Below are 21,486 nucleotides of genomic sequence, written 5' to 3'. Positions count from 1 at the left end.
CAAGTTGTTACAAATCTTGACGCGAGATGGAAATGGAAGTGATCGCCGCAGTGTGGCTGCAGGCGCTTGTGTTGTATTTTAACACATTGATTTTAATGGAATTTTTTTGGCGTCGCAGGTCCGGAGCACTGTATCAAGTTGTTAGCGACGTGGCTTTCGAGCAGAGTCGCTTCTTATAATCGACCGCGCCGCAACAAAATTAGCATTTCATGACTTTGACGGTTACGGTCAGCAGTTAGAATGCCCGCCTTGGGGGGCGCGTACGGCGACGTCGTCGCGTTCGGAATTCGTGGCGGCTCGCGTCTGAGGCATGCCATGTACGACTAGAGGGAGCCTCATGATTCTCGTGACGGGCGGTGCGGGTTTTATCGGTGCCAATTTCGTAATCGACTGGCTGCGTCAATCCGACGAGGCCGTGCTCAACGTCGATAAGCTAACCTACGCAGGCAACCTTCGCACGCTTCAATCGCTGATCGGGAGCTCGAAGCACGTATTCGCCCGCGTCGACGTCTGCGACCGTGCGGCGCTCGACGCGTTGTTGGCCACACATCGGCCGCGCGCAATTCTGCATTTCGCGGCGGAAAGCCATGTCGATCGCTCGATTCACGGTCCGGCCGAGTTCGTTCAGACCAATGTGGTCGGTACCTTTACGTTGCTTGAGGCCGCACGTCAATACTGGAGTGCGTTGCCCGATGCGGAGCGGACGGCCTTCCGCTTCCTGCACGTGTCGACCGACGAAGTGTTCGGTTCGCTGTCCCCAACGGATCCACAGTTCTCCGAAGCAACGCCGTATGCGCCCAATAGCCCGTACTCGGCGACGAAAGCCGGCTCAGATCATCTGGTACGCGCTTACCATCATACGTATGGCCTGCCGTCGCTGACGACGAACTGTTCGAACAACTACGGTCCGTATCAGTTCCCCGAAAAGCTCATTCCGCTGATGATTGCGAATGCACTTGCCGGCAAGCCGCTACCCGTCTACGGCGATGGCCAGAACGTGCGCGACTGGCTGTACGTCGGCGATCACTGCAGCGCGATCCGCGAAGTGCTCGCGCGCGGCACACCGGGCGAGACCTACAACGTCGGGGGCTGGAACGAAATGACGAACCTCGACGTCGTGCATACGCTGTGCGATTTGCTCGACAACGCGCGACCCAAGGCGCAAGGCTCGTATCGGGACCAGATTACGTACGTGAAGGATCGTCCGGGGCACGATCGCCGTTACGCGATCGACGCGCGCAAGCTCGAGCGCGAGCTCGGCTGGAAGCCGGCCGAGACGTTCGCGACCGGCCTCGCGAAAACCGTCGCCTGGTATCTCGACAACCAGGCGTGGTCCGACGAGGTGGCTTCGGGCGAATATCGCAAGTGGGTCGAGACCAACTACGCAGAGCGCGTTTGACAGGAGCGGCGATGACACGCAAGGGCATCATTCTTGCCGGTGGTTCAGGCACACGGCTCTATCCGATCACGCACGCGGTATCGAAGCAGTTGCTGCCGGTGTACGACAAGCCGATGATCTACTATCCGCTGTCGACGCTGATGGTCGCTGGCATTCGGGACGTGCTGATCATCTCGACACCGCACGACACACCGCGCTTCGAGTCGATGCTTCGCGACGGCAGCCAGTGGGGTATGAATATCGAGTACGCGACGCAGCCATCGCCGGACGGGCTCGCGCAGGCTTTCGTTATCGGCCGGGACTTCGTTGGCAACGATCCGTCGGCGCTCATCCTCGGAGACAACATTTTCTACGGGCACGATCTCGCGAAGCAACTCGAGCGCGCGAACGAGCGCGATGCAGGCGCGACCGTGTTCGCTTATCACGTCCAAGATCCCGAGCGTTACGGCGTGGTGGAGTTCGACCGGAACTTCCGCGCGTTGTCGATCGAGGAGAAGCCCGCGAAGCCACGTTCGCAGTATGCGGTCACGGGGCTGTACTTCTATGACAACCGCGTGTGCGACATCGCGGCAGACATCAAGCCGTCGGCGCGCGGTGAACTGGAAATCACCGATGTCAATTCGCGGTATCTCGCGGACGGTGCATTGAATGTCGAGATCATGGGGCGCGGCTACGCGTGGCTCGATACAGGTACGCACGATTCGCTGATCGAGGCGGCGACGTTCATCGCGACGCTGCAGAAGCGCCAGGGGCTCGTGGTCGCTTGTCCCGAGGAGATCGCGTACCGCCGTAACTGGATCGACGCAGAGCAGGTGCTGAAACTGGCACAGCCGCTCGCGAAGAATGCCTACGGGCAGTATCTCCGGAACCTACTCACCAATCAGGTCGCATGGCAATCCACGTAACGGCGACGGCACTCCCGGACGTCAAGCTCATTGAGCCGAAGGTTTTCGGCGACGCGCGCGGCTATTTTTACGAGAGCTTCAACGAGCGCGAGTTCACGCAACTTGTCGGAGTCGATGTCGCATTCGTTCAGGACAACCACTCGCGGTCGGCGAAGGGCGTGCTGCGCGGGCTGCACTACCAGATCGAGCACGCGCAGGGCAAGCTCGTGCGCGTGATCGAAGGCGAGGTGTTCGACGTTGCAGTCGACATCCGCCGTAGTTCGCCGCATTTCGGCAAGTGGGTTGGTGTGGTCCTGTCGGCAGACAATCATCGCCAGATGTGGGTGCCGCCCGGTTTCGCGCATGGTTTCGTCGTGTTGTCGGAGGCCGCGCAATTCCTTTACAAGACCACCGACTACTGGTTTCCCGAGCACGAGCGCAGCATCGTCTGGAACGATCCGGAGATTGGTATCGCATGGCCGATCAACGGCGAACCTGTCCTGGCGCCGAAGGACGCGGCTGGCAAGCGCCTAAGCGAGTCCGACGTCTATGCATAAAGGCGACAGGAACACCGCGCCGACGATCCTCGTGACAGGCGTAAACGGTCAGATCGGCTTCGAGTTGTTGCGGACGCTGCAGGGGCTCGGCCGCGTGGTGCCGTGCGACCGGGCGACGCTCGATCTGTCCGATCCCGATCGTGTGCGCGCGTTCGTGCGTGACGTGAAGCCGTCGCTGATCGTGAACCCGGCGGCGTATACGGCGGTGGACCAGGCAGAGACCGATGTCGACGCCGCGCGCCGCCTGAATATCGACCTGCCGCGCGTGTTCGCGGAAGAGATGGCGCGCAGTGGCGGCGCGCTCATTCACTATTCGACCGACTATGTGTTCGACGGCACGAACACGGAGGCGTACGCGGAAACCGATGCGACCAATCCCGCCAACGTTTATGGCGCGACCAAGCGTGACGGCGAACTGGCGATTGCGGCGACCGGGTGCGCGCATCTGATCCTGCGAACGAGCTGGGTGTACGGCCGGCGCGGCAGGAACTTCCTGCTGACGATGCTGAAGCTGGGCGCCGAGCGACCGGAACTGCGGATCGTCGCGGATCAGGTCGGCGCACCGACGTGGTCGAAGACCATTGCCGCAGCCACGGCGCACATCGTCGCGCAGGGCGCGGCATCGACCGACACCGACTGGTGGGCTCGCCGCTCCGGCGTCTATCACCTGACCTCGGCCGGCGCGACGTCGTGGTGCGGTTTTGCCGAAGCCATCTTCGCGGCCGCCATGGCGTCCCATGCGCCGAAAGTCGTGCCGATCGCGTCGAGCGACTATCCGACACCGGCGAAGCGGCCTGCGAATTCGAGACTGGCGCTGGACAAGCTGGGCGCGACGTTCGGACTGCGGATGCCTGACTGGCGCGATGCGCTGGCGCTGTGTCTGGCCGAATGATCACGACCCGCTCCGGGGCGAGCCGACCGTCGAGCAAGCGAAGGTCCGGATAACGATCGCGGTGTCAGGTTCCCGGCCCGGGCGGGCGTCGCCTGGCTTGACGCTGGCAACCGTTCCGGCAAGTTCAGCGAGTTGAATGTGACCGAGCGGTAACGTTCGGGCGCCCGACCCGGTGGTGTGGTCGCCGATCAGTATCGAGGCAGGGTACGACGATCGCGCTGCAGGCGCGTTCGGGCCTTGCCTGGCGGCCGTCCCGGGTCGACCGCCGTTTTCGGGTGGAGTGGTGCCGGCTATAATCCTGTTCCGGCCGGGTCTTGCATGACCGGCTGGCAACCACGCCGGCGGGTGTATGGATGTAAGTGGCGAAGGCGTTGGCTTCGCCAGCGAATACTAAATGTGGAGTGAATGTGATGTTAATCCCCGTCATCCTGTCCGGTGGTGCCGGTACGCGACTTTGGCCCGTCTCTCGCGAAGGGCATCCCAAACCGTTCATGAAGCTCGCCGATGGCGAGAGTCTGCTGCTGAAAACCTACCGTCGCGCTGCGGCGGTGGTCGGCGGCGATGAGAACGCGCCGCGTGGAGAATTGCTGACGGTCACCAACCGTGACTACTACTTCATGAGCAAGGACGAGTTCGTGGGCGCGGCGCTCGGCGAACAGCGGCCTGGCGTATTCATGCTCGAACCGGCCGGTCGCAACACGGCGCCCGCCGTGGCGATGGCAGCGCATCATGTCGCTGAAAAATACGGGCGCGACGCACTGATGCTGGTGCTGGCGGCCGATCACCTAGTGCAGGACCAGAAGGGCTTCGTGGACGCTGTCGCGAGCGCGGCCGAACTGGCGAAGCAGGGCCGGCTGGTGACGTTCGGCATCGTGCCGACGAGCCCGGATACCGGCTTCGGCTATATCGAGGCAGGCGAGTCGGTCGGGACTGGCCGGACGGCGCTGCGCTTCGTCGAGAAGCCTGATGCGGCGAAGGCGGCGGAATACCTGGCAGCGGGCAACTACCTGTGGAACTCGGGCATGTTCTGCTTCAAGGCCGGCGTCATTCTTGACGAGATGGCCCGCCATGCCCCGGACGTCGCCGCGGCTGCCGAAGCGTGCTGGGCAGCGCTACAGGAAGCCAACAAGTCGTCGACGCAGATGCTCGAGATTCCCGCCGAATCGTTCGAGAAGATGCCCGACATCTCGATCGACTATGCAGTGATGGAGCGCTCGTCGAACGTGGCGGTGGTGCCCGCGAGCTTCGGCTGGAGCGATATCGGCTCGTGGGGCGCGGTGCGCGACCTCGTCGAGCCTGACCAGGACAGCAACCGGGCCGTCGGCGATGCGATCTTCGTCGATAGCCGCAACATGTACGTGCAGACGCAGGATCGCGTCGTGGCGTCGGTCGGCGTGGCCGACCTGATGATCATCGATACGCCGGACGCGCTGCTGGTCGCCCACCCCGACCGCGCGCAGGATGTGAAGCAGGTGGTCGCCCGCCTGAAGAAGCGCAATCACGACGCGTACAAGCTGCACCGCACCGTGAGCCGTCCGTGGGGAACCTACACGGTGCTGGAAGAAGGCCCGCGGTTCAAGATCAAGCGCATCGAAGTCAAGCCGGGCGGGAGCCTGAGCCTGCAGATGCACCACCATCGCAGCGAGCACTGGATCGTCGTGAGCGGGATGGCCAAGGTCGTCAACGGCGATCAGGAAATCTTCGTTCGGACCAACGAGTCCACCTATATTCCTGCGGGCCACAAGCACCGCCTCGAGAATCCGGGCGTGCTGGACCTCGTGATGATCGAGGTGCAGAGCGGCGAGTACCTGGGAGAAGACGACATCGTTCGTTTCCAAGATGTGTACGGGCGGGCTTGATGCTGGGCATGCTGAGAGCCCTGTGGGCTTATCGCGGATTCATTCTGGGAAGCGTCAAGCGGGAATTTCAGTCCAAGTACCGTAATTCCCTGCTGGGCGCGGCATGGACCGTCCTCAATCCGCTCGCGATGATCGTCGTCTATACGGTGATCTTCTCGCGCGTCATGCATACGAGGCTGCCCGGCGTCGACAACAGCTTCGCGTACAGCATTCACCTGTGCGCAGGCATGTTGCCGTGGGGCATGTTCGTGGAAGTCGTCAGTCGTGCGCAGAACGCGTTCATCGAGAACGCGAACCTGATCAAGAAGCTGAGCTTTCCGCGACTCTGCCTGCCGGTGATCGTGGTTGCCAATTCGCTGGTCAATTTCGCGATCGTGTTCGGCCTGTTCGTCGTGTTCCTGGTGCTGACCGGCAACTTCCCCGGCATCGCGTTCCTGGCGATCATTCCGTTGCTGATGCTGCTGACGCTGTTCGCGATCGGCCTCGGGATCACGCTCGGCGTGCTCAATGTGTTCTTCCGCGACGTCGGGCAGTTCTTCGGCATCGTGCTTAACTTCTGGTTCTGGCTGACGCCGATCGTCTATTCGCTTGAAATCCTGCCGAAGCCGATTCAGGCGGGCATGCAGTTCAACCCGATGGCATCGCTGATCCAGGCATTTCAAGTCGTGATGATGCAGGGCCGGTGGCCGGACTGGTCGCAACTCTGGTTCGTGACGGCACTGGGCGTCGGCTGGTGCCTTATCGGTTTCAGTCTGTTCCGCAGGCACGCGGGCGAAATGGTGGATGAACTCTGATGGGCACCATTACCGTTAGCAATCTGGGCAAGGCCTACAAGCAGTACCCGACACGCTGGTCGCGTCTGGTCGAATGGATGGACCCCCGCCGCAAGCAGCATCACACGCTGCACTGGGTTCTGCAGGACGTGAACTTCACGGTGCGCGCCGGCGAGGCGCTGGGCATCATCGGCATCAACGGCGCGGGCAAGAGCACGCTGCTGAAGATGATCGTCGGGACCACGCAACCGACCGTCGGCAGCGTGACGATGACCGGTCGCGTCGCCGCGCTGCTCGAGCTCGGGATGGGTTTCCATCCGGATTTCACCGGCCGCCAGAACGTAATGATGGCCGGGCAACTGCTCGGCTATACCGTCGACGAACTGCTGGCGCTGATGCCGGAAATCGAGGCGTTCGCCGAAATCGGCGAATACATCGACCAGCCGGTGCGCGTGTATTCGAGCGGCATGCAGGTGCGTCTTGCGTTCAGCGTCGCGACGGCGCGCCGGCCCGACGTGCTAATCGTCGACGAGGCGTTGTCGGTCGGCGATGCGTATTTCCAGCACAAGAGTTTCGACCGGATTCGCGAGTTCCGCACGCAAGGCACGACGCTTCTGATCGTCGCGCACGACAAGGCTGCGATCCAGGCGATCTGCGATCACGCGATCCTGCTGAACGCCGGGCGTCTGGAAATGGAAGGGCCGCCCGAGGCGGTCATGGACTACTACAACGCGATGCTGGCCGATCGCAAGGATCACGGGGTCCGGCAGGAAAAGCTCGAGAGCGGCGCGGTGCAGACCGTGTCCGGCACGGGCGAAGCCGTGATCGATGCCGTCGATCTGCTTGACGAGTCGGGGCAACCCATCGAGGTCGCCGGCGTCGGGCAGCCGGTTGCGCTGCGCGTCAAGATCCGCTGTGTCAAAGCGATCCCCGAGCTGGTGGTCGGGTACATGATCAAGGATCGACTCGGACAGACGGTGTTCGGAACGAACACCTATCACCTGAAGCAGGTGCTGGTCGATCTCGATGCGGGTCAGACGGTCGAGCTGTACTTCGAATTCACTGCCAACATCGGGGTCGGCAGTTATTCGGTCGCGGTGGCGCTGCACACGGGCGACGCCCATGTCGTGAACAACTACCAGTGGCGCGATCGCGCTTTGGTATTCAACGTCGTCAACAAAAAGATGGAAACTTTCGTCGGTGTGGCATGGCTACCGACGACCGTGAGGAGCTTGCCGTAGTGGACAGTTTTTATCGCGCGTTTGAAGATCAGCATCGCGGTTCGAGGGAGCTGATCAAAGGCCGACTGGCGAAGTACCTGCCGTTCATCACGCCGCTCGCGACGCTCTACCCGGGCGGCAAGACCTTCGACCTCGGTTGCGGTCGCGGCGAATGGCTCGAACTCATGGCCGAGGCGGGTTTTTCCCCGGTCGGGGTGGACCTGGATGCCGATATGCTGGAAGCATGCCGCGAGCGCGGCCTGCCGGTTTTCCAGGGTGACGCGATCGAGTATCTTGCCGCGCTCGATTCGGACAGCCACGCGCTCGTTTCGGCTTTTCACGTCGTCGAGCACGTGTCCTTCGAACAGGTGCGCAGGATCGTCAGCGAAGCGCTGCGCGTACTGAAACCCGGTGGGCTGCTGATCCTCGAGACGCCGAACCCGGAAAACATCGTCGTTGCGGGCTGCAATTTCTATCTGGACCCGAGTCACAAGCAACCGATTCCTCCCGAACTGCTGAGCTTCGTCGGCGAATATGCCGGCTTCGCACGGGTCAAGCGGCTTCGGCTGCAGGAAGCCCCTGCGTTACAGGACGAGGGCGCACGAATTCATCTGCTCGACGTGCTGGGTGGCGTCAGCCCTGACTACGCCATCGTTGCGCAGAAATCCTGCAGCGAAGAAGAGGCCGCATCATTCGACGAAGCGTTCAATGCCGACTACGGTCTGGCGCTAGCCGATTTGGCAGCCAGATTCGAGCAAGGGCGCGCGCGGGAGCACGAGCGATCGGCAGATGAGATTCGGAAGACTCACGATGAAATTGGACACGTCCGCAGCGAAATTGGACACGTCCGCAGCGAAATGGGGCAGGTCCGTAGCGAATTGGGCCTGGTCATCGGCGAATTGCGGCATGCCCGCAGCGAACTGGGGCAAGTCCTCGACGAGCTTGGGCGAGTTCGGGGCGAACTGAGGCAAGTCCAGGACGCGATCGGGGCGGTCCATGGCGAGCAGGGGCGTGTCCACGACGAAGCGCAGCATACGGCCGAGAGATTGCAGGCGGTCTACGACAGCACGTCGTGGCGTATCACTGCCCCGATGCGTAGCGTTGTAACGCATGCCCGTGAAGCGAAGGGCGCCTGCAAATCCGGCATGCGGCGCGCGTTGTTCCGCGGCGTTGCGTACGCCAATCGCAATCCGGAGCTACGACGACTGGCCGTCCGAGTGTTGAACAGGATGCCCGGTGTTAAGCAACGACTCGTTCGGATCATCGTCGGCGCGCCTGCTCAACCGGTGCGGAAGCCAGTCGATGATGACGGTTTGACGCCCCGCGCGCGCGAAGCGTTCACGGCATTGAAGTCTGCCCTCGCGCACGAAAATGGGAATGCTGAATAATGCGTATCGTTGTTGACATGCAAGGGGCGCAGAGCCTCAACTCGCGCAATCGCGGCGTGGGGCGTTACACCGAATCCATCGTCAAGGCGATGATCCGGAATCGCGGCGAGCACGAAATCGTCCTTGCGCTGAACGGGTCGTTCGAGGAGTCTGCGTGGATTCTGCGCGAGCAGTTCGAAGCGATCCTGTCGTCGAGCGATATCCACGTCTGGCACGCAGCGGGGCCGGCCGCTTTTGTCGATAAAGCCAACCTGTGGCGTCGCCAGTCAGGTGAACTGACTTATGAGTCATTTCTGACGAGCCTGAAGCCGGATTTCATCTATATCGCCAGCTACTTCGAAGGCTTCGGCGACGATTCGATCACCAGCATTCACGCACTTCAGACCAACGTTCCGGTCGCAGTCACGCTGTACGACCTGATTCCGTACCTCTATGCCAAGCCTTATCTGGAGAACCCGCTTTTCAAGGATTGGTACCTGGGGAAAATCGAGCATCTTCGACGCGCCGATCTGTGGCTGGCGATCTCCGAATCGTCGCGCATGGAGGGGATCGAGCATCTCGATCTCTCGCCTGAGTGGTCGGTCAACATGTCCGCCGATGTCGACGCGTGGTTTCGGCCGGAGCAGATCGCGCCCGAGCGCGAAGCGGCATTGCGGGGCAAGTACGGGCTGACGAAACCGTTCGTGCTGTATACGGGCGGTATCGACCATCGCAAGAACGTCGAGGGCATGATTCGCGCGTTCGCGTTGTTGCCGTCCGAGTTGCGGAAGTCGCACCAATTGGCGATCGTCTGCTCGATCCAGCCGGCCAGCCGCGAAGAGCTGACGCGCCTGGCGCGGCAGGTCGGGCTGGATGCGGAAGACGTCGTGTGCACGGGCTTCGTGCCCGACGAGGACCTGCTGGCGCTTTACAACCTGTGCCGCTTGTTCGTCTTTCCTTCATGGCACGAGGGCTTCGGCTTGCCGGTGCTGGAGGCGATGCGCTGCGGCGCGCCCGTGATCGGTGCGAATACGTCGAGCGTTCCCGAAGTGATCGGCTGGGACGACGCGCTGTTCGATCCGAAATCCGATGAATCAATTGCGCGCTGCATGCAGCGCGGGCTGACGGACGAACATTATCGTCAGGCACTGGTCGAGCATGGGAAGCGTCAGGCCGGGAAGTTTTCGTGGGATCAAAGCGGGCGTTGCGCGCTCGACGCCATGGAGCGACGGCTTCAGGCGTGGCAGGCCGAACGGCGTGAGCTCGAGGTTCAGCCGCGACGTCCGCGGCTGGCCTACGTGTCGCCGTTGCCGCCAGCCCGAACGGGGATCGCCGACTACAGCGCGGAACTGCTGCCGGAACTGGCCCGTTTTTACGATATCGACGTCATCGTCGACCCGGATGAAGCGGAAGCCATCCAGTCCGGCCCGCTCGCGCACGTTTCGGTGAAAACGCCGGCGTGGCTGCGCAAGCATGCGGATTCCTACGACCGGGTGCTCTACCATTTCGGGAACTCGTCGTTCCACCAGTACATGTTTTCGCTGCTGGACGCCGTACCGGGTGTGGTCGTGCTGCACGACTTCTTTCTGTCGGGCATCCTCGCGCACATGGCCATTCACGGGAACCGTCCCGACAGCTGGTCCAAAGCGCTGTATGACGCGCACGGGTATGTCGGCCTCAGGGCCCGTCATCAGAAAGAGGACATCGCGGATGTCGTCTGGGAATATCCGTGCAGCCTGGGTGTGATCCAGAAGAGCCTGGGCTTGATCGTTCATTCTGCGAATTCGTTGCAACTGGCTCGGCATTGGTATGGTGGAGATACTAGGGATTGGGCCGTGATCCCCCTTATGCGCAAAGCCAACATCGCGTCGAGTCGAGACGAGGCACGTGAAGCGTTAGGATTCGGCAAGAACGACTACGTAGTCTGTGCGTTCGGAGCACTAGGGCCTTCCAAACTGAATCATCGTTTACTGCATGCGTGGGGCCGTTCTTCCCTAGCACGTGATCCGGCATGCCATTTGATCTTTGTCGGAGAAAATCAGCCGACTCAATATGGTGAAGAGTGCGGTCGTAGCATTCGGCAAATGGGAGCGGATGCCAGAGTCCGCATTACGGGCTGGGTCGATGCGTCAACCTTTCGCAGCTATCTGGCCGCAGTCGATGTCGGAGTGCAGTTGCGGACGCTTTCCAGGGGTGAGACTTCGGCAGCGGTCCTGGACTGCATGAATTACGGCGCAGCGACGATCGTCAACGCGAACGGAAGCATGGCCGATCTGGATCGCGATGCGGTGTGGATGCTGCCGGACGAGTTCTCCGACGAGCAACTGGTCGACGCGCTGGAGACATTGCGTTCCGACGCGGCGCGCCGGCAACGGATGGGCGCGCACGCACGGGAGGTCATCGTGACTGATCACGCGCCCGGCGTCTGCGCTGGACAGTATCGCAATGCTATCGAGCGGTTCTATCTCCAGGCGGCCGCAAATCCCGTCGTGCTGTCTCGCGCTATCGCGCGCCGGGCCGGTCAGGCGAGCGACGACCAGTTGCGCGCGTGGGCGCTGACCGTGGCGAGGAATTTTGTGCCGCGCAACAACAAGCGGCAATTGTTGGTCGACATTTCCGAACTCGTCCGGGTGGATGCCAGAAGCGGGATCCAGCGCGTGGTCCGGAATCTGCTGAAGGAATGGCTGGATTCGCCGCCCGACGGCTTCCGTGTCGAGCCGGTTTATGCGACGACCAAGGATCCCTATCGCTATGCGCGTGATTTCACGACGCGGATGATGGGGTTCGAGGACGGCTGGCTGCAGGACGAGGCGATCGACTATGCGCCGGGTGACGTGTTCGTCGGCCTCGATCTGCAGCCCCAGGTCGTGCCCGCACAACGGGAGTTTTACCAGAGCCTGCGATTGCAGGGTGTTCAGGTCAAGTTTGTCGTCTACGATCTGTTGTGCGTGCTGCTTCCGCAATACTTCGTTCCCGGTGCCGCTGACGGCTTTACGGATTGGCTCGATGTCGTGGCGGACAGTGACGGCGCATTGTGCATCTCGAACGCGGTGGCGACGGATCTGTCGACGTGGCTGGACGCGCACGCGCCGCAGCGGTCGCCATCGTTTAAAATCGATTGGTTCCATCTGGGCGCGGATATCGAGAATTTCGCGACTTCGTCGGAAATCCCGCGCGACGGCGAGAAGGTGCTACAACACCTGCGTAGCGCCCCGACGTTTCTGATGGTCGGCACCCTCGAGCCGCGCAAGGGCCATGTGCAGGTTCTGGATGCGTTCGAGCGGCTGTGGCGGGAGAATCAGGACATCAACCTGGTGATCGTGGGCCGGCAGGGGTGGATGGTCGAAGATCTGGTCTCGATGTTGCGCGGGCATGCCGAGCAGGGGCGCCACCTGTTCTGGCTGGATAGCGTCTCGGACGATTATCTGGAGAAAATCTATGCAGCGAGTTCGTGCCTGATTGCGGCATCCTATGGTGAAGGCTTCGGTTTGCCGTTAATTGAAGCAGCGCAGCACGGACTGGCGATCATCGCCCGCGATCTGCCCGTGTTTCGTGAAGTGGCCGGCGAGCACGCATTTTATTTTTCAGCGAAGGACGGGAACGCTCTGGCGAGCGAGATCAAGGCATGGCTCGAGCTTCTAGCAGTTCAGCAAGCGCCTTCATCTCGCGACATGCCTTTCCTGACCTGGGCGCAGAGCGCTCGCCATTTGGCAAAAATTCTCACGCACAACGAAGCGTGTTCTTAAAGCAGGGCTATTATGTCTAAGAAAATTTCCATCATCACCGGTATCACCGGCCAGGACGGCGCCTATCTCGCCGAACTCCTGCTCGACAAGGGCTACACCGTCTACGGTACCTATCGTCGCACCAGCTCGGTGAATTTCTGGCGTATCGAAGAGCTGGGCATTGCCAAGCATCCGAACCTGCACTTGGTCGAATACGACCTGACCGACCTGTCGGCGAGTATTCGCCTGCTGCAGACGACCGGCGCGACCGAGGTGTACAACCTCGCGGCGCAGAGCTTCGTCGGCGTGTCGTTCGACCAGCCGGTCACGACCGCGGAGATCACAGGCATCGGTCCGCTGAACCTGCTTGAGGCGATCCGCATCGTCAATCCGAAGATCCGCTTCTACCAGGCAAGCACGTCGGAAATGTTCGGCAAGGTGCAGGCGATTCCGCAGATCGAATCAACGCCGTTCTATCCGCGCAGCCCCTATGGTGTGGCGAAGCTGTATGCGCACTGGATTACGGTGAACTACCGCGAGAGCTACGACATCTTCGGCTGCAGCGGGATTTTGTTCAATCACGAATCGCCGCTGCGCGGCCGCGAATTCGTCACGCGCAAGATCACCGACTCCGTCGCCAAGATCAAGCTCGGCCAGCTCGACGTGCTCGAACTGGGCAACATGGACGCGAAGCGCGACTGGGGCTTCGCGAAGGAATATGTCGAAGGCATGTGGCGCATGCTGCAGGCCGACGAACCGGATACGTTCGTGCTGGCCACGAACCGTACCGAAACCGTGCGCGACTTCGTGCGCATGGCGTTCAAGGCGACCGGTGTCGACCTCGAATTCAAGGGCAGCGATGCGAACGAGATCGCCGTCGATGTCGCAACTGGCAAGACGGTGGTTCGTGTCAATCCGAAGTTCCATCGCCCGGCCGAGGTCGACCTGCTGATCGGTAATCCGGAGAAGGCGAAGCAGAAGCTGGGCTGGGAGCCGAAGACGACGCTTGAGCAGCTGTGCGCGATGATGGTTGAAGCAGATCTGCGACGCAATGAACGCGGCTTCTCGTTCTGACGCGCCGCGCGCGCTGGTAACCGGGCTCGGCGGCTTTACCGGAGACTATCTGGCGCAGTCGCTGAGGGCGGCCGGCTATCGTGTGTTCGGCACCGCGCACGGTGCCGAAGCGATTGGGTCCGACATGTATCGGGTGGATCTGTGCGACCGCGCGGAACTGGCGAAAGTCGTCGCCGACGTGCAGCCGGACGTGGTCGCGCATCTCGCCGCGATCGCGTTCGTCGCGCACGGCGATGCCGACGCGATCTATCGCACGAACGTGGTCGGCACGCGCAACCTGCTGGAGGCGCTTGCGAACCAGGAAACCCGTCCAAAGGCGGTTCTGCTGGCCAGCAGCGCCAACATCTATGGCAACGCGGCGGTCGAGATCATCGACGAGTCCGTCGAGCCGAATCCGACGAACGATTACGCGGTCAGCAAGCTGGCGATGGAGTACATGGCGCGCCTCTGGCACGACAAGCTGCCGATCGTCGTCGCACGCCCGTTCAACTACACGGGCGTCGGCCAGTCGCCGCAGTTCCTGCTGCCGAAGATCGTTGGCCATTTCCAGCGCGGTGAGCGCGTGATCGAACTTGGCAACATCGATGTTGAGCGCGATTTTTCCGACGTGCGCCGCGTGGTGGATGCGTATCGGCGCCTGCTGCAGCTCGCACCCACCGGCGGTGTGTTCAACGTATGCTCCGGTCGGGCGGTGTCGCTTAAGTCGGTGATCGCGCTGATGGAACAGATCGCCGGCTATTCGATCGAGGTGCGTGTCAATCCGGCTTTCGTACGCGCGAACGAAGTGCGCCGATTGCAGGGCGACGGCGCGCGGTTGCAGGCCGCTGTCGGACCGCTCGAGGATATTCCGCTGGAGAGCACGCTGCGCTGGATGTTCGACGGAGTGCGCGGGTGACGGCTGAGTTCGGCATGGCTGCGCGGGCCCGGCGTAGTGCGTATGGCTCGGCGGGCGCGCGGTCGCGATGCGTCGAACGCGCGGGGCGCGCGTCGTCGCTCAAGAGCGGATTCGCTTCGAGGAGCGCTGCGTGAAGTTGGGGGTGGATATCACCTGGATGGTGGGCAATTACCGCGGCATGGGGCGATACGCGCGACAACTGGTGGAGCCGGTCGACGCGTCGGTGCTGGGTCTCGGTCCAAGCGGTGTACGGACAGACGACTGGCCGTGCATCAGTGCAGGACGTGGTTTCTTTCCATGGTGGGAGCAGGTCGAGTTGCCGCGCCGGTGCCGCGAGCAGAAGCTCGACTATTTGCTGTGTCCGTACAACACGGGGCCGCTGCGATCCACCGGCAACACGCGGGTCGTCGCGGTTGTCCATGACCTGATCTACCTGAAACCCTGGCATGTGCTGCCACCCGCGCGATCGCTGTATCAGACCGCCGGGCGCATCTATCGTCGCCAGGTGGTGCCGCGGCTCGTGCGTCGGGCCGACGCCGTGCTGACCATCTCGCGGTTTACGCAGCGGGAGCTGATGGCGCGGTTCGGGTTGCGCGAGGCGGACGTCCCCGTCATTCCGTGCATGATTGCGGATGACTGGTTCGCGCCGCCAGTGAGTCAGGCCGCGCGCGAGCCGTACCTGTTCACGGTGGCGGGGGAGGTGCCGAGCAAGAACGTCGATCGGTTGCTGCAGGCCTTTGCCGCGGCGCGCCCCGGGCTCGGTGACGATGCACGGCTGAGGATCGCCGGGATCAAGTCCGACCATCACGCCCATTTCCTCGGGCAGGCGGACGCACTCGGGCTGACCGGCGTCGTCGAACTGCTTGGCTATGTGTCGCGGGACGAACTGCGCGAGCATTACCGCCGCGCTCGCGCGTTCATCTTTGCTTCGTTATTCGAAGGGTTCGGGATTCCGTTGCTGGAGGCGATGGCCTCCGGTACGCCCGTCGCGTGCAGCAATACGACGTCGATGCCCGAGATCGTCGGCGAGTGCGGTCTGCAGTTCGATCCCTATTCGGTGGAAGACATGGCGGTACAGATCCGCAGGGTGTGGGACGACAGCACGCGATTCGACGTGGCGGCCGGTGCCGGAATGGACCGCGCACGCACCTTCTCGGCGTCGGCCGTTCGTCCTTCGATTCAGGATTTCTGGGCGCGTCTGTCATGAGCCAGGACAAGAAGAAGCTGCTGGTGCTGACGCCCCGGTTTCCGTATCCGGTGATCGGCGGCGACAAGCTGCGGATCTATCATCTCTGTCGCGTACTGTCGCGCCATTTCTCGCTGACGCTGCTGAGCCTGTGCGAGAGCGAGGAAGAGATGCACGCCGCGTTGCCCGACGATGGCGTGTTCGACCGGGTCGAACGGGTCTTCCTGTCCCGTCGGCGGTCGTACATCAATACGCTGCTCGCGCTGCCCACGCGCACGCCGCTGCAGGTGGCGTACTACCGGAGTCGTGCGTTTGCGGCGGCCGTGTCGCGATTGCTGCCGTCGCACGACGGCGCGTTCGTACATCTCGTGCGCTGCGCCGAGTATGTCCGCCGGTCGGACAAGCCGCGCATCCTGGAAATGACCGATGCGATCTCGCTCAACTACAGCCGCGTGAAGCAGTTGAAGAAAGCGCGCGGGTTGAAGTCGCGCGTGTTCGGCATCGAGGCGAAGCGCCTGCTCGACTACGAGCGTACGATCGTCGACGATTTCGACCTGTCGGTGCTGGTTTCCCGGACCGACCGCGATTACCTGTTTCCCGGCGCGTCAGCCAGGAAGGTGATGGTGTGCTCGAACGGAGTGGATCTGTCGAACCTGCCGTACGCGGCGCGCAGTATGACGAGCCGCATCCTGGTTTTCATCGGCGACATGCGCACCGTCCAGAACCAGGACATGTGCCACTTTTTCGCCGAGGCCGTGCTGCCATTGTTGCGCAAGCGTGCCGACTATCGCTTCCGGATCGTGGGGGCCATCGCGCCTGCGCTGGCCGAGCGGTTTCGCGCGTATGACGGCGTCGACGTGACCGGCCGGGTCGAGTCGGTCGCGCAGGCCGCGTCCAACGGCGCGATCGGCGTGTGCCCGATGCGCATCGGGGCCGGCGTGCAGAACAAGATTCTCGAGTACATGGCGCTCGGGCTGCCTGTCGTTACCACGTCGCTGGGGCACGAGGGTCTAGGTGCGGAAAGTGGTCGGGATCTGCTAATTGCCGATACGCCAGAAGAATTCGTCAGTCGTATCGAGCAGCTCGTCGCCGACGAGGGCGCGGCGGTCGAGATGGCTGCGCGCGCGCGCGCCTTCGTCGAGCGCGAGCATGGTTGGGAGCGGATGATCGCGCCGCTCGTCGACCGCGTGGGTGCGTTGCTGGCCTGAACAGTGATCCGTCCGTTTCGCGCGCTGAAGCGCGAGACGGACGGGCGGCCCCGGTCTGGTTGCTGCCGGACGGCAAGGTTACAATGGCCACGCATGCGTGTGGCACCGTCGGCACTCGCGGCCAATGGCCTGCCGCCGAGGTGGCGCGTTGGCGAAATTGCCGTCCGGCGAGCAGGGCGAGCCACACTACGCTCGTTTTCATCTGATTCGGAACCCGAACATCACTTCTTATTTCCATAGGATTTCAGTCGGCCGCGCATGCATCGATGTGCCGCCGGATGCCAGTCGGGCGGTGTCGATCAATGACGGTGCCGGCGATCGGCCTTGTCCCTCTCTTCGAGATCCTGACGTGTTCGTTTCCGTCCCCCTTTCAGTTTTCCCGCACCGGTCGTGCGCGGGTAGTCGTGCGCATTGGCAGACGCTGCCTGCCGGCGTCCCTCGCGGTTTTGCGTCGCTTCGTCGCGCCGTCGGCCGGCAAGGTCGGAGGTGGCGATGACCCATCTCGTCATCACCGGCGCGAACGGCTTCGTCGGCCGGGCAGTCTGCCGCCGCGCGCTGGCAGCCGGGCACACCGTTACCGCGCTGGTCCGGCGTCCGGGCGGCTGCATCGACGGCGTGCGCGAATGGGTGCACGGCGCCACCGATTTCGACGGCCTGGACGAAGGCTGGCCGGCTGATCTGGCCGCCGATTGCGTGATCCATCTCGCCGCCCGCGTGCACGTGATGCGCGACGAGTCGCCGGACCCCGATACCGCGTTCGATGCCACCAACGTCGCCGGCACCTTGCGGCTTGCCGAGGCGGCGCGCAATCACGGCGTGCGCCGCCTCGTGTTCGCGAGCAGCATCAAGGCGGTCGGCGAGGGCGACGGCGGTGTGCCGCTATCGGAAGCGACCGAGCCCGATCCGCAGGATGCATACGGCCGTTCGAAACTGCGTGCGGAGCGGCAACTCGCGCAGTTCGGCGCGTCGGCGGGGCTCGACGTCGTCGTCGTTCGGCCGCCGCTCGTTTATGGCCCGGCCGTCCGCGCGAACTTTCTGCGGATGATGGACGCGGTCGCGCGCGGAATGCCGTTGCCGCTCGGCGCCGTTTCAGCGCGCCGCAGCATCGTCTACGTCGAGAATCTCGCCGACGCGTTGCTGCACTGCGCCATCGATCCACGCGCGGCCGGCGAGTGCTTCCACGTCGCCGACGACGATGCGCCGTCGGTCGCGGGCCTGCTGCGTCTCGTCGGCGATGCGCTCGGCAAGCCGGCGCGCCTGCTTGCGGTGCCGCCGGCCATGCTGCGCGTGGCCGGCAAGCTGACCGGCCGCCGTGCGGCCATCGACCGCCTGACCGGTAGCCTGCAACTCGATACGGGGCGGATCAGGCGCGTGCTCGACTGGCGTCCGCCCTATACGACCCGCCAAGGCCTCGAAGCGACCGCCGCATGGTATCGTTCGCGCGATACACAACAATAGCCGACATGCTTCTCCCGATCTCCACATGGCCCGCTGCGGTCGTGGTGGCGCTGGTCGCCGCCATCGCATCGACGGCCATCTTGCGCATGCTGCTCGCCACCGGCCTCGCATGGCGTCTCGCCACCGACATTCCGAACGACCGTTCGCTCCATACGCTGCCGACGCCGCGCGTGGGCGGATGGGGCATCGTCCCGGTGTGCATCGTTGCACTGCTGGTGCTGGCGCCGCACCTGTGGCTGATCGCGATCGCCGCCGCGGGGCTGGCCGCGATGTCGCAGATCGACGACCGGCGCGGGCTGCCGGCCCGCGTGCGGTTCTCCGCACACCTGGCGGCAGTCGCCACGCTGATCGTCGTGTTCCCGGCCGACGCGCCCTGGTGGCTGCTCGCCGGCGTGGGTTTTGCGATGGTCTGGCTGACGAACCTGTACAACTTCATGGACGGCGCCGATGGGCTCGCGGGCGGCATGGCGCTGTTCGGCTTCGGCGGATACGCGGTCGCGGCGCTCGATGGCGCGCACGTGTCGTCCGACCTCGTCGTAGCGGGTGCGGCGGCCGCCGGTGCGGCGCTGGGCTTCCTGCTGCTCAATTTCCATCCGGCCAGGCTGTTCCTCGGCGATGCCGGCTCGATTCCGCTCGGGTTCCTGGCCGGCGCGCTGGGCTACTGGGGCTGGCGCACCGGCGTCTGGCCGATCTGGTTTCCCGCGATGGTGTTCGCCCCCTTTATTGCCGACGCATCTGTAACACTTTTGAGACGTCTGTTACGCGGAGAAAAGTTCTGGCAAGCGCACCGCGAGCATTATTATCAAAGGATGGTTCGATCGGGCATCAGTCACGGTCGGACCGCTCTATATTGGTACCTCATCATGCTCGCGGGCATAATTCTCGCCACGTGGGCAACGGGCCGCCCCGAACTGCAGCAGTGGCTGTCGTTCTTCGCCTGGTACGGCGTCCTGGCATGGTTCGGATGGTTGATCGACATGCGTTGGCGCCGGTTTCAGGTAGCCGCCGAAAACAACTCTTGAGGTTTCCCGCCAATGTTGCGATCCAAAGCATCGTGGCTGTCGCTGAGTGCTTTCCTGTTCGATCTGACGGCGGTCGTCGCCGCATGGTTGTTCGCTTATCTCGTTCGTTTCAATGGCAGCGTTCCGCATGATTTCCTGAGCGGCGCGCTGATGGCGCTGACGTGGGTGTTGCCCGTCTACGCGCTGATGTTCCACGGGTTCGGCCTGTATCGCGGGCTGTGGGTGTTCGCGAGCCTGCCCGACCTGATGCGCATCGCGAAGGCGGTGGTTGGCGGCGGCGTGATCGTGATGATCGGCGCCGTGATGTTCCAGCCGATACCGATCATTCCGCGCTCGGTGCTGCTCGTGTCGCCGCTGATGCTGTTCCTGGCGATGGGCGGCGCGCGTGCGCTGTATCGTGCGACGAAGGAGTATTACCTGTACGGCGGGCTCGTCGGGAAGGGCAAGCCGGTGCTGGTGCTCGGTGCCGGCACGGCCGGCGCGAGCCTTGCGCGCGAACTGTCCCGCTCCGGCGAGTGGCGTCTGGTCGGCCTGCTCGACGACGACGTCACGAAGCAGGGCCGCGAAATCTACGGCTACAAGGTGCTGGGCTCGTTCAACGACCTCAAGCACTGGACCGATGCGATGAAGGTCGAGTACGCGATCATCGCGATTCCGTCGGCGTCGGTCGAGACGCAGCGCCGCGTCGCGACGCTGTGCGTGCGGGCCGGCGTGAAGGCGATGGTGCTGCCGTCGCTGACCGCACTGATGCCCGGGCAGGGCTTTCTGTCGCAGGTCCGAAACATCGATCTCGAGGATCTGCTCGGCCGCGACGCCGTGACGATCGACACCCCGCACGTCGAGGCGCTGCTGCGCGGCCGTGTCGTGATGGTGACGGGCGCGGGCGGTTCGATCGGCTCCGAGCTGTGCCGGCAGATCCTGCGCTTCGCGCCGGCGCAGCTCGTTGCGTTCGACCTGTCAGAGTACGCGATGTACCGGCTGACCGAGGAACTGCACGAGCGCTTCCCGGACCTCCCCGTCGTGCCGATCATCGGCGATGCGAAGGATTCGCTGCTGCTCGACCAGGTGATGTCGCGCCATGCGCCGCACATCGTGTTCCACGCGGCCGCCTACAAGCACGTGCCGCTGATGGAGGAGCACAACGCGTGGCAGGCGCTGCGCAACAACGTGCTAGGCACCTATCGGGTGGCCCGCGCGGCGATCCGCCACGATGTGCGTCACTTCGTGCTGATCTCGACCGACAAGGCCGTCAATCCGACCAACGTGATGGGCGCGAGCAAGCGCCTCGCCGAAATGGCCTGCCAGGCACTGCAGCAGACGAGCGGGCACACGCAGTTCGAGACCGTGCGGTTCGGCAACGTGCTCGGTAGCGCGGGCAGCGTGATTCCGAAGTTCCAGCAGCAGATCGCGAAGGGCGGGCCGGTGACGGTCACGCACCCGGAGATCACGCGCTTCTTCATGACGATCCCGGAAGCGTCGCAACTCGTGCTGCAGGCGTCGAGCATGGGGCATGGCGGCGAGATCTTCATTCTCGACATGGGCGAGCCGGTGAAGATCGTCGATCTCGCATGCGACCTGATCCGCCTGTACGGTTTCTCGGAAGAGCAGATCCGGATCGAGTTCACCGGGCTGCGGCCCGGCGAGAAGCTCTACGAGGAGCTGCTCGCGGACGACGAGGCGACGACGCGCACCCCCCATCCGAAGCTGCGGATCGCGCGTGCGCGGGAAGTGCCGGGCAATTTCCTCGACGAGCTGCTGCCGTGGCTGATGCAGCATCGTGTCCTGTCCGATGACGAAGTGCGGCGCGACCTGCGGCGCTGGGTGCCGGAATACCAGACGGCCGTCGCCCCCGTGTTGCAGAGCGTCCCGTCGGTGCGCGCCGCATTGAACGGGTGACGCAGTCCCGGGCCGTAAGCCGGGCGGCAAGACGAAAAAAAACGCCCTGCAAGGGCGCTTTTTTTGTCCGG

16 protein-coding genes are annotated in these 21,486 nt (G+C 63.3%); all 16 read left to right on the top strand.

Annotated features, from left to right (window positions below):
• Nucleotides 1–337 precede the first annotated feature (337 nt).
• The 16 genes from rfbB (at nucleotide 338) to G3N64_RS07670 (ending at nucleotide 21,415) form a co-directional block, all read left to right on the top strand.
• Entirely contained in the window at nucleotides 338–1,399 is a 1,062-nt protein-coding gene (rfbB, locus tag G3N64_RS07745; protein ID WP_205783272.1) for a dTDP-glucose 4,6-dehydratase, read from the top strand.
• Nucleotides 1,400–1,410: 11 nt separating this feature from the next.
• Nucleotides 1,411–2,304, top strand: coding sequence for a glucose-1-phosphate thymidylyltransferase RfbA (gene rfbA, locus G3N64_RS07740; RefSeq protein ID WP_205783270.1), 894 nt, complete (start codon nucleotides 1,411–1,413; stop codon nucleotides 2,302–2,304).
• Entirely contained in the window at nucleotides 2,289–2,840 is a 552-nt protein-coding gene (gene rfbC / locus G3N64_RS07735) for a dTDP-4-dehydrorhamnose 3,5-epimerase (RefSeq protein WP_205783268.1), read from the top strand. Before rfbA ends, rfbC begins: the two co-directional genes overlap by 16 nt.
• Nucleotides 2,833–3,732, top strand: a complete 900-nt coding sequence (rfbD, locus tag G3N64_RS07730; protein ID WP_205783267.1) for a dTDP-4-dehydrorhamnose reductase — start codon at nucleotides 2,833–2,835, stop codon at nucleotides 3,730–3,732. The genes rfbC and rfbD overlap by 8 nt, the downstream gene beginning before the upstream one ends.
• A 410-nt stretch (nucleotides 3,733–4,142) precedes the next feature.
• Entirely contained in the window at nucleotides 4,143–5,591 is a 1,449-nt protein-coding gene (locus tag G3N64_RS07725; protein WP_205783293.1) for a mannose-1-phosphate guanylyltransferase/mannose-6-phosphate isomerase, read from the top strand.
• Nucleotides 5,591–6,385 carry an ABC transporter permease gene (locus G3N64_RS07720; RefSeq protein ID WP_205783265.1) on the top strand — a complete coding sequence of 265 codons (795 nt, stop codon included), beginning with the start codon at nucleotides 5,591–5,593 and terminating at the stop codon, nucleotides 6,383–6,385. The genes G3N64_RS07725 and G3N64_RS07720 overlap by 1 nt, the downstream gene beginning before the upstream one ends.
• Entirely contained in the window at nucleotides 6,385–7,605 is a 1,221-nt protein-coding gene (locus tag G3N64_RS07715) for an ABC transporter ATP-binding protein (RefSeq protein ID WP_205783263.1), read from the top strand. Before G3N64_RS07720 ends, G3N64_RS07715 begins: the two co-directional genes overlap by 1 nt.
• Nucleotides 7,572–8,972, top strand: a complete 1,401-nt coding sequence (locus tag G3N64_RS07710) for a class I SAM-dependent methyltransferase (protein ID WP_241020832.1) — start codon at nucleotides 7,572–7,574, stop codon at nucleotides 8,970–8,972. The genes G3N64_RS07715 and G3N64_RS07710 overlap by 34 nt, the downstream gene beginning before the upstream one ends.
• Entirely contained in the window at nucleotides 8,972–12,697 is a 3,726-nt protein-coding gene (locus G3N64_RS07705; RefSeq protein WP_205783261.1) for a glycosyltransferase, read from the top strand. The genes G3N64_RS07710 and G3N64_RS07705 overlap by 1 nt, the downstream gene beginning before the upstream one ends.
• A gap of 12 nt (nucleotides 12,698–12,709) precedes the next feature.
• Nucleotides 12,710–13,750 (top strand): GDP-mannose 4,6-dehydratase, encoded by a 1,041-nt coding sequence (gmd, locus tag G3N64_RS07700; RefSeq protein ID WP_165750989.1) that lies wholly within the window; start codon nucleotides 12,710–12,712, stop codon nucleotides 13,748–13,750.
• A complete protein-coding gene (locus G3N64_RS07695) occupies nucleotides 13,728–14,645 on the top strand; it encodes an NAD-dependent epimerase/dehydratase family protein (protein WP_205783259.1) in 918 nt (305 codons plus the stop codon). The genes gmd and G3N64_RS07695 overlap by 23 nt, the downstream gene beginning before the upstream one ends.
• Before the next feature lie 130 nt (nucleotides 14,646–14,775).
• Entirely contained in the window at nucleotides 14,776–15,852 is a 1,077-nt protein-coding gene (locus G3N64_RS07690) for a glycosyltransferase family 1 protein (RefSeq protein ID WP_205783257.1), read from the top strand.
• A complete protein-coding gene (locus G3N64_RS07685; RefSeq protein ID WP_205783255.1) occupies nucleotides 15,849–17,039 on the top strand; it encodes a glycosyltransferase in 1,191 nt (396 codons plus the stop codon). The genes G3N64_RS07690 and G3N64_RS07685 overlap by 4 nt, the downstream gene beginning before the upstream one ends.
• 492 nt (nucleotides 17,040–17,531) lie before the next feature.
• Nucleotides 17,532–18,497 carry an SDR family oxidoreductase gene (locus G3N64_RS07680; RefSeq protein WP_205783253.1) on the top strand — a complete coding sequence of 322 codons (966 nt, stop codon included), beginning with the start codon at nucleotides 17,532–17,534 and terminating at the stop codon, nucleotides 18,495–18,497.
• Between the two features lie 5 nt (nucleotides 18,498–18,502).
• Complete coding sequence (locus G3N64_RS07675) at nucleotides 18,503–19,519, top strand: glycosyltransferase family 4 protein (protein ID WP_205783251.1); 1,017 nt, start codon at nucleotides 18,503–18,505, stop codon at nucleotides 19,517–19,519.
• A gap of 12 nt (nucleotides 19,520–19,531) precedes the next feature.
• Nucleotides 19,532–21,415 (top strand): nucleoside-diphosphate sugar epimerase/dehydratase, encoded by a 1,884-nt coding sequence (locus tag G3N64_RS07670; RefSeq protein ID WP_205783249.1) that lies wholly within the window; start codon nucleotides 19,532–19,534, stop codon nucleotides 21,413–21,415.
• The last annotated feature ends 71 nt before the right edge of the window (nucleotides 21,416–21,486 follow it).

Origin of the sequence: Burkholderia sp. Ac-20344 (assembly GCF_017104975.1) — a bacterium.
In the GTDB taxonomy this organism is placed as follows: Bacteria; Pseudomonadota; Gammaproteobacteria; order Burkholderiales; family Burkholderiaceae; genus Burkholderia.
Note: the sequence above shows the minus strand (reverse complement) of the source record. Positions and strands in the feature narration are given on the sequence as shown.

Bases quoted from the DNA above. Each gene is read 5' to 3' on its own strand.
- rfbB (WP_205783272.1), top strand. From the start codon at position 338: ATGATTCTCGTGACGGGCGGTGCGGGTTTTATCGGTGCCAATTTCGTA.
- rfbA (WP_205783270.1), top strand. From the start codon at position 1,411: ATGACACGCAAGGGCATCATTCTTGCCGGTGGTTCAGGCACACGGCTC.
- rfbC (WP_205783268.1), top strand. From the start codon at position 2,289: ATGGCAATCCACGTAACGGCGACGGCACTCCCGGACGTCAAGCTCATT.
- rfbD (WP_205783267.1), top strand. From the start codon at position 2,833: ATGCATAAAGGCGACAGGAACACCGCGCCGACGATCCTCGTGACAGGC.
- G3N64_RS07725 (WP_205783293.1), top strand. From the start codon at position 4,143: ATGTTAATCCCCGTCATCCTGTCCGGTGGTGCCGGTACGCGACTTTGG.
- G3N64_RS07720 (WP_205783265.1), top strand. From the start codon at position 5,591: ATGCTGGGCATGCTGAGAGCCCTGTGGGCTTATCGCGGATTCATTCTG.
- G3N64_RS07715 (WP_205783263.1), top strand. From the start codon at position 6,385: ATGGGCACCATTACCGTTAGCAATCTGGGCAAGGCCTACAAGCAGTAC.
- G3N64_RS07710 (WP_241020832.1), top strand. From the start codon at position 7,572: ATGGCTACCGACGACCGTGAGGAGCTTGCCGTAGTGGACAGTTTTTAT.
- G3N64_RS07705 (WP_205783261.1), top strand. From the start codon at position 8,972: ATGCGTATCGTTGTTGACATGCAAGGGGCGCAGAGCCTCAACTCGCGC.
- gmd (WP_165750989.1), top strand. From the start codon at position 12,710: ATGTCTAAGAAAATTTCCATCATCACCGGTATCACCGGCCAGGACGGC.
- G3N64_RS07695 (WP_205783259.1), top strand. From the start codon at position 13,728: ATGAACGCGGCTTCTCGTTCTGACGCGCCGCGCGCGCTGGTAACCGGG.
- G3N64_RS07685 (WP_205783255.1), top strand. From the start codon at position 15,849: ATGAGCCAGGACAAGAAGAAGCTGCTGGTGCTGACGCCCCGGTTTCCG.
- G3N64_RS07680 (WP_205783253.1), top strand. From the start codon at position 17,532: ATGACCCATCTCGTCATCACCGGCGCGAACGGCTTCGTCGGCCGGGCA.
- G3N64_RS07675 (WP_205783251.1), top strand. From the start codon at position 18,503: ATGCTTCTCCCGATCTCCACATGGCCCGCTGCGGTCGTGGTGGCGCTG.
- G3N64_RS07670 (WP_205783249.1), top strand. From the start codon at position 19,532: ATGTTGCGATCCAAAGCATCGTGGCTGTCGCTGAGTGCTTTCCTGTTC.